This is a genomic window from Solimonas aquatica, assembly GCF_900111015.1.
GTDB classification, from domain to species: Bacteria; Pseudomonadota; Gammaproteobacteria; order Nevskiales; family Nevskiaceae; genus Solimonas; species Solimonas aquatica.
Genome location: NZ_FOFS01000014.1, coordinates 134975 through 142534 on the forward strand (window position 1 = coordinate 134975; position 7560 = coordinate 142534).

At 64.7% G+C, this 7560-nt stretch carries 6 protein-coding genes; 4 read left to right on the top strand and 2 right to left on the bottom strand.

The genetic code is table 11. The features are described 5' to 3' along the window. Nucleotides 1-26 precede the first annotated feature (26 nt). Nucleotides 27-839: a hypothetical protein gene (locus tag BMY12_RS17135; RefSeq protein WP_093288951.1), complete on the bottom strand. Its 813-nt coding sequence runs from the start codon at nucleotides 837-839 to the stop codon at nucleotides 27-29. A 289-nt stretch (nucleotides 840-1128) separates the two neighbouring features. On the opposite strand from BMY12_RS17135, the gene mgtA reads away from it, so the two are divergent. The 3 genes from mgtA (at nucleotide 1129) to BMY12_RS17150 (ending at nucleotide 5608) form a co-directional block, all read left to right on the top strand. Then, nucleotides 1129-3861 carry a magnesium-translocating P-type ATPase gene (gene mgtA, locus BMY12_RS17140; protein ID WP_093288952.1) on the top strand — a complete coding sequence of 911 codons (2733 nt, stop codon included), beginning with the start codon at nucleotides 1129-1131 and terminating at the stop codon, nucleotides 3859-3861. 90 nt (nucleotides 3862-3951) lie between these two features. Continuing rightward, complete coding sequence (locus BMY12_RS17145) at nucleotides 3952-4740, top strand: outer membrane lipoprotein-sorting protein (RefSeq protein WP_093288954.1); 789 nt, start codon at nucleotides 3952-3954, stop codon at nucleotides 4738-4740. 100 nt (nucleotides 4741-4840) lie between these two features. Continuing rightward, nucleotides 4841-5608, top strand: coding sequence for an SDR family NAD(P)-dependent oxidoreductase (locus BMY12_RS17150; protein WP_093288956.1), 768 nt, complete (start codon nucleotides 4841-4843; stop codon nucleotides 5606-5608). Between the two features lie 171 nt (nucleotides 5609-5779). On the opposite strand, the gene BMY12_RS17155 is transcribed toward BMY12_RS17150, so the two are convergent. Further along, entirely contained in the window at nucleotides 5780-6757 is a 978-nt protein-coding gene (locus BMY12_RS17155) for an integron integrase (protein ID WP_093288957.1), read from the bottom strand. Nucleotides 6758-7270: 513 nt separating this feature from the next. Between BMY12_RS17155 and BMY12_RS20065 the strand changes: the two genes are divergently transcribed. Further along, the coding region (locus tag BMY12_RS20065; protein ID WP_143068985.1) for a transposase at nucleotides 7271-7560 on the top strand (290 nt) is incomplete at its 3' end.

A 7560-nucleotide genomic window follows, 5' to 3' on the forward strand; every position in this document is an offset into this window, starting at 1 on the left:
CCGTGTTCATCACTTAAAGCCTTCAATCAGCCCCAATCGTCACCACCACCGGCGTCGGCGCTGCTGTCGTCCCAGCTTCCGGCATCATTGACGCCGAAGTCCGCACCGCCCATGTCGGCGTTGCCGCGACGATCATCCAGACCCGCCGCATCGTCGCGCACCAGAACTTCGCGCCCGCGTTCGCCATTGCCGAGCACGCGATTCATCAGCGCCTCGCCGGCCACGATGCCGGCACCGGCGGCCAGACCACCCGCCAGCCCCGTGGCCAGGGTCGAGCCCAGGCCGCCGCCGGCAGGCGGCGTGCCGGGATAAGGGCCGTTGCCAGGGCCATAGGTGGCGCCATTGGCCGGCGGCAGCTGCGGCACGTAGGCCACCGGGCGGCGCGCGCTGCGCCAGGCGAAGAACAGACCCAGCAAGAGCGCGCCCAGCACGATCGGTGTCCAGGGAATCGAGGGGACGCTCTGCGGTGTGCCGCTGCTGGGGGCATGGGAGGTCGGCACGCTGGCGCCGCTGAGCCGGGCACGCAAGGCCGTCACCGCTTCAGGCTTGGCGAAGGGCAGGCCAGGCGCCAGACGTTCGGCGGTGGCCAGTTGTTCGCGCGCGCCGACGATGTGACCCTGACGCGCGTCGAGTTCCGCCGCCACGTAGTGCGCCTTGGCGCTGTTGGGATGATCGGCCAGCACCGTGCCGATCATGGTCTGCGCCTGATCCAGATGTCCGGATTCGGCGGCCTGATAAATCTCGTGCAGCGAGGGATCGGCGGCGCTGGCGGGCAGCGACGCAGCGGAACCAATCAGCGCCACCGACAGCAGCAGCGCACGCGCAAGACCCTGAGGCATGTTTTCATTCTCCTTACAGAGCGAAAGGCTCCGGACGCAGACTTGGATCGTCACTTTCGCAAAGTGGTTCACCGATGCCTGCTTTTCAAGACCTCGTTACGGCGGCGGCAACTGTGACGCGGCGCTTTGTCGATGTTCAGCCAGCAATCAGGCGGTGCCACTAAAGTGACTCGTGTTGAAGGTTCCCCGACCTTCAACGGAGTTGCCCAACTCCCCCCTAGATGGCCCGCGTTCCCCAACGCGGGCTTTTTTTGTGCGCGTGATGATGACGAGCGGCTAAGCTGCGCGCATGTCTCTCGGCACTGAGCCAAGCACTGCGGCGTCGCGGCCGAAACGGGCGGGACGTCGTCATACCTGGGGGCTGTTCTCCTCGCGCAAGCTGCTGCGTCACTTCCGGCGTCTGGCATTGCCCGTCGGACATGCGCAGCTGCGCCCCGAGCGCGCCAGCGCCGAGCAGGCCGCACCGCTGCTGCAGGCGGCGCAACAGGATGAGGCCTCCTTGCTGCAGCGCTTTGGCACGCAGCTGGCCGGACTGGATGCGACGCAAGCCGCGCAGCGCCTGCGCGAGCACGGCGCCAACGAGATCGGCCAGGAGCGGCCGCTGCGCTGGTATGAACATCTCTGGGCCTGCTATCGCAATCCCTTCAATCTGCTGTTGAGCCTGCTGGCACTGGTCTCGTATTTCACGCAGGACCTCAAGGCCGCCGTCGTGATCGGCAGCATGGTGGTGTTTTCCACCGCGCTGCGTTTTGTGCAGGAAGCACGCTCCAATCACGCTGCCGAAAAACTGCGCGCCATGGTGCAGTCGCGCGCCACGGTCTTGCGTGACGCCCGCGCGCAGGAGCTGCCGCTGTCGCAGCTGGTGCCGGGCGACATCGTGCAGCTTTCCGCAGGCGACATGATTCCCGCCGATCTGCGCGTGCTCGGCGCCAAGGATCTGTTCGTGAGCCAGGGCGCGCTCACCGGCGAGTCGCTGCCGGTGGAGAAGTTTGCGCAGCTGCGCGCTGCCGCGCCGCGTGAGCCGCTGGACTGCGAGACCCTGTGTTTCATGGGCACCAATGTGGTCAGCGGCGCCGCCACCGCGCTGGTGATTGCCACGGCGGATCAGACCTACTTCGGCGCACTGGCCCAGCGTGTGGCCGCCAGCAACGGCGCCGCCAACGCCTTTCAGGCCGGCGTGAACCGGCTGAGCTGGCTGCTGATCCGCTTCATGCTGGTGATGTCGCCGCTGGTGCTGATCATCAACGGTGTCACCAAGCATGACTGGCTGGAAGCGTTTCTGTTCGCGCTGTCCATTGCCGTGGGCCTCACGCCGGAAATGCTGCCGATGATTGTCACCGCCACGCTGGCGCGCGGCGCGGTGGCCTTGTCGCGGCAGAAAGTGATCGTGAAGCGCCTGGATGCAATCCAGAACCTGGGCGCCATGGACGTGCTGTGCACGGACAAGACCGGCACGCTCACCCAGGACCGCATCGCCCTGCAGCGCCACACCGATGCCCAGGGCCGCGAGTCCGCGCAGGTGCTGGACTATGCCCTGCTCAACAGCCACTACCAGACCGGTCTGAAAAACCTGCTCGACGTGGCGGTGCTGGAGCATGGCGCGGCGGATCAGCAGCCGCCCCTGCTGGATCAGTATCAAAAGCTGGACGAGATTCCCTTCGACTTCGAGCGGCGTCGCATGTCGGTGCTGGTGGCGCGCGGCGCCGAAGCGCCGCTGCTGATCTGCAAAGGCGCAGTGGAAGAAGTGCTGCAGGTGTGCGCCAACGTGCGCGATGGCGAACAAGAGTTGCCGCTGGACGCTGCGCGCCTGGCACAGATCCGCGAGGTGGCCGGCAAGCTCAATGGCGAGGGCCTGCGCGTGGTGGGCGTGGCCACGCGCACGCTGCCGCCGGCGCAGCACGCGGTGACGCGCCAGGACGAGGCGCAGCTCACGCTGCAGGGTTACATCGCATTTCTGGATCCGCCCAAGGACTCCACCGCGCCGGCGCTGCGCGCGCTCAAGGACAGCGGCGTGACGGTGAAGATTCTCACCGGCGACAACGAGCGGGTGACAGCCCAGGTCTGCCGTCAGGTGGGCCTGCCGGTGACACGCATCGTGCTCGGCCCCGAGCTGGAAGGTCTGGACGAGACGCGGCTGCGCGCGCTGGCCGAAGAAGCCACGGTGTTTGCGCGCATGACGCCGGCGCAGAAGGAGCGTCTGGTGCGCTGCCTGCATCAGGCCGGGCACGTGGTGGGCTTTCTGGGTGACGGCATCAATGATGCGCCGGCCCTGCGTGCCGCCGACGTGGGCATTTCCGTGGACACCGCCGTGGACATCGCCAAGGAAGCGGCCGACCTGATCCTGCTGGAAAAGAGCCTGATGGTGCTGCATGCCGGCGTGCGCGAAGGCCGCCGCACCTTCGCCAACATGCTCAAGTACATCAAGCTCACCGCCAGCTCCAACTTCGGCAATGTGTTTTCGGTGCTCATTGCCGGCGCGCTGCTGCCCTTCCTGCCGATGCTGCCGCTGCACCTGCTGGTGCAGAACCTGCTGTATGACTTCTCGCAGTCCGCCATCCCTTTCGACAGCGTGGACGAGGAATTCCTCAGCCGCCCGCAGCACTGGCAACCCGAGGACGTGAGCCGCTTCATGCTGCACTTCGGGCCGCTGAGTTCGATTTTCGATCTCATCACCTTCGCACTGCTGTGGTTCGGTTACGGCGCCAGCACGCCGGCCACGCAGAGCCTGTTCCAGTCCGGCTGGTTTGTGGAAGGGCTGCTGTCGCAGACCCTGATCGTGCATCTGATCCGCAGCCGTGCCCCGCCCTGGGCGGCCAGCCGGCCGGGCCGCCCTCTGCTGCTGGCCACCGCCGCAGTGGTGCTGATTGGACTGACGCTGCCGCAGTCGCCATTGGCCGCGTACTTCAAATTGCAGGCCCTGCCCGGCAGCTATTTCATCTGTCTGTTGGTGATTCTGCTGGCATATGCAGCCCTGGTGCAGGCGATGAAGGGGGCATACACACGTCGCTACGGTTGGCAATAGCCGGGCGGTGGCCAACCGGCCCCGAATGTGCTTCACTGCCCACTGATCCGGTACAAGCTTGAGCGTGCCGGCCGCCAATGGGAATGAGAAATGCGCAGATTGATTCTGGGGGCTTTGCTTTGCGTGCCGTTTGCCGGCCACGCTGAAAGCCTGAGTGCGGTGCAGGCCTGCATGCAGGCCAATGTCAGCAAGGAGCTGCGGGTGCACGCCTTCACGCTCACCACCACCGAGAGCGACGGTGCCACCCGCGTGATCTCCGGCCGCATGGCGCTGACCAGCACCCAGAGCGCCGAGGGCCAGTTCCAGCTTCGCGCGGTGCTGCGCGTGAGCCAGCCCGACAGCTTTGCCGGCGCCGCCTATCTGGTGCGCGAAGTGGGCGATCCGCAGGATTCGGCCATGTATGTCTACCTGCCGAGCATCCGCGCCGTGCGCGCCGTGTATGACAACTTCGGCGACGGCGCTCTTCTGGGCAGCGACTTCAGCTATCGCGATCTCAAGCAGCTGCAGAGCGGCTTCAGCGGCAGCCAGCTGAGCCTGGAAGGCGAGGACCGCGTGGAAGGCCGGCGCAGCTTCCGCCTCACGCTCACCCCCGCCAGCGGCACCTGGGAATACAGCAGCGTGAAATTCTGGGTGGACGCGCAAAGCTGCGTGCCGCTCAAGGCGCAGTACCTGCAGGGCGAGCACGCCGTGAAGGAACTGAGCGTGCCCGCCACCGGCCTGCGCCAGGCCGGCAAGAGCTGGTACGCCACGCAGCTGCGCATGAACAATCTGGACAACGGCACGCAGACGGTGCTGAGCCTGGCCGACATCGACGCGCCCAAGATCCCGTCGCCCGAGCTGTTCAACGTGCAGACCTTCTTCCTGCCGGGCAGCCTGTAAGCCCCCCGAGCCGCGTCGCCGTCACCCCAATGCAGGAGGCCGCCGCCCGGCCCGTCGTCCAATAATCCCGCCACCAACGAAGCGGCGAGGAGCACGGGCCATGCAGGCAGCAGCGTTTCCCCAGGGTGCGGTACTGGTGGTGGGCGGCAGTGGCGGCATTGGCCAGGGCGTGGCGAAAAGCTTCGCCGCCGCCGGCGCCGACGTGGCCATTCTCTATCGCAGCAAGCATGAGATTGCGCAGCGCGTGGCCGCAGACATCCGCGCGCTGCAGCGCAAGGCCAGCCTGCACGCCAGCGACGTCACCGATGCCGCCGCCGTACGCCGCGCCATCGCCGAGGTGATGGCCGAGCACGGCCGCATCCACACCGTGGTCTGGGCCGCCGGCCCCGTGGTGGAGCAGCTGCCGCTGGCCGAAACCGGCGAAGCGCTGTGGAAGCGCTCTTTCGACATCGAGGTGCACGGCTTCTATCAAGTGGTGCAGGCCACGCTGCCGCATCTGCGCGCACAAGGCGGCGGCTCTTATGTGCACCTGGGCTCCGCCGGCCATGTCTACTGGCCGCCCAAGGACGGCCTCTCCGTGATTCCCAAGGCCGCCAACGAAGCCTTCATCAAAGGCATTGCCAAGGAAGAGGGCCGGTACAACATCCGCGCCAATTCCATTCTGGTGGGTGTGATTGAAGCCGGCATGTTTCTGGAACTGTCGCGGCGCGGCGTGTTTGACCAGCAGTGGATAGACGAGACGCAGAAGATGCTCTGCCTCAAGCGCTGGGGCCAGCCCGAACACATCGGCAGCGCGGCGATCTTCCTGGCGACGAACGACTATGTGACCGGGCAGCAGATCAATGTTTCGGGCGGGTTTGGCGTGTAAGCAAAGCAGGCCGCACGCGCCTCGCATATCCCCGCCGCATGAAACTGCCGTATTCCCCTCTCCCCTCGCGGGAGAGGGGCCAGGGGAGAGGGGGCGGCACCTGCGCTGACCACTCCAGGTCCTGCGCTCGCGCGCTCGTCGCTTGCGAAGCTGGCGCTTCGCATCAGTCCACTAGATATGATCTAGTGGACTGACCACTCCTCGCCCTCCTCGATTCAGGACGTGGGTGTAGATCATGGTGGTGCTCACGTCCTCATGTCCCAGCAACTCCTGCACCGTGCGGATGTCATAGCCGCTCTGCAGCAAATGCGTGGCGAAGGAATGTCGCAGCACATGGGGCGTGCAGGGCTTGACGATGCCAGCGCGCACCGCTGCGCCGCGAACGGCCTTCTGCACACTGTCCGGCAGTATGTGATGCCGCCGCCGGACGCCGCTGCGGGGATCGATCGAAATCTGCGGCGCTGGAAACACGTACTGCCAGCCCCAGGTTTTCGGCGCGTTGGGATACTTCACGGACAGCGCATCCGGTAGCCACACCCGACCCAGACCGTCCGCAAGATCGCCGTCGTGCAACACCTTGGCTGCCGCCAACTGTTTGCGCAGCGGCAGCATCAGATTTTCCGGCAGCATCGTCACCCGATCCTTGCCACCCTTGCCGTCACGGACCACGATCTCGCGTCGCTCAAACTCAATATCCTTCACCCGCAAGCGCAGCCCTTCCAAGACACGCATGCCAGTGCCGTACAACAAGGCCACGATCATCCACATGGTGCCGTTGAGTTCATCGAGCAAGGCGCTGACCTCGCGCTGCGTCAGCACCACCGGCAGCTTCTGTCTCGCCTTGGCCTGCACTATTTCTTCCAACCAGGGAAGATCGACTGCAAGCACCTCGCGATACAAGAACAGGAGCGCGGACTTGGCCTGATTCTGCGTGGACGCCGAGACATTACGCTCGCTGGCCAGATGACTCAGGAATGCCGAAACCTCTGTGGCGCCCAAGGTGGCTGGATGCTTGCGGCCGTGGAACAGGATGTAGCGCCGCGCCCAGTCCACGTAACTGGTTTCCGTGCGGATGCTGTAATGCCTCAGCCGCAAGGCCTCGCGCATCCGATCAAGAAGCTTCGGCGGTGATCCGGCGGCCTGTTCCATCCGCAAAATTTTAGTCCGCCCTAAAAAGCCAACAGCGAACCAAGTCATTGTTTCGACGGATGCCTGCGGCACCCTGCATTGAATTAGGCGGAAGGCGGGGCTAGGCTGGGGGCCATCTAAATCTAGTTGGGCCGCAAATGAATAGCTCATTGGTTGACGTCACAGCGAATCAGAGGCGGAAGGTCGGCCGTCGAATCTTTATCTGGGGAGGCGTGGCGGTGTTTGTCCTTGAGGCTCCGCTCGTCGTTCATGGCGCCAGTCTAGCCCGCAATCACACGCCGGGCCGTCTACCTTTCCTACTTGCTGCTGCTGCCATTTGCTACTTGTGCATTGGCATCTGGGTTATCGCGATCCGCTGGGCAGTTCGGCGCGTGCCAAAATGATCTTCACGCATTGCCCTGGCTGTTCTGGCATAGCATATAGCGGCAGCTCGGCCTAACAAGGCGCTCCACGCGAAGGGACGATTCCTTTGGTTTAGTGGACACCCTGAACTAACCATTCAGGAGTCCTCAGATGCCCAAGCCTGGTCCAAGAACGACGTATCGATATAGCGATGAATTCAAAGCCACGGCAGTTCGCCTGAGCCAGCTGCCGGGTGTAGCGATACAGGATGTGGCCGAGTCGCTTTGCATCCATCCGTACATGCTGTCACTTTGGCGCAAACGAGCGCGAGAGGGATTGATCATGACCAAGGGCGTGTCGGTGGACAAAGGCGTTGCGGCCGAGCTCAAAGAGCTGCGCCGTGTGAAGAAGGCGTATGAGCAGCTCAAGATCGAGCACGACCTTTTAAAAAAAGCGATCGC

Excerpts from the sequence above, each read along its gene's own strand:
- BMY12_RS17145 (WP_093288954.1), top strand. The coding sequence starts at position 3,952 with ATGCGCAGATTGATTCTGGGGGCTTTGCTTTGCGTGCCGTTTGCCGGC.
- BMY12_RS17135 (WP_093288951.1), bottom strand. The coding sequence starts at position 839 with ATGCCTCAGGGTCTTGCGCGTGCGCTGCTGCTGTCGGTGGCGCTGATT.
- mgtA (WP_093288952.1), top strand. The coding sequence starts at position 1,129 with ATGTCTCTCGGCACTGAGCCAAGCACTGCGGCGTCGCGGCCGAAACGG.
- BMY12_RS17150 (WP_093288956.1), top strand. The coding sequence starts at position 4,841 with ATGCAGGCAGCAGCGTTTCCCCAGGGTGCGGTACTGGTGGTGGGCGGC.
- BMY12_RS17155 (WP_093288957.1), bottom strand. The coding sequence starts at position 6,757 with ATGGAACAGGCCGCCGGATCACCGCCGAAGCTTCTTGATCGGATGCGC.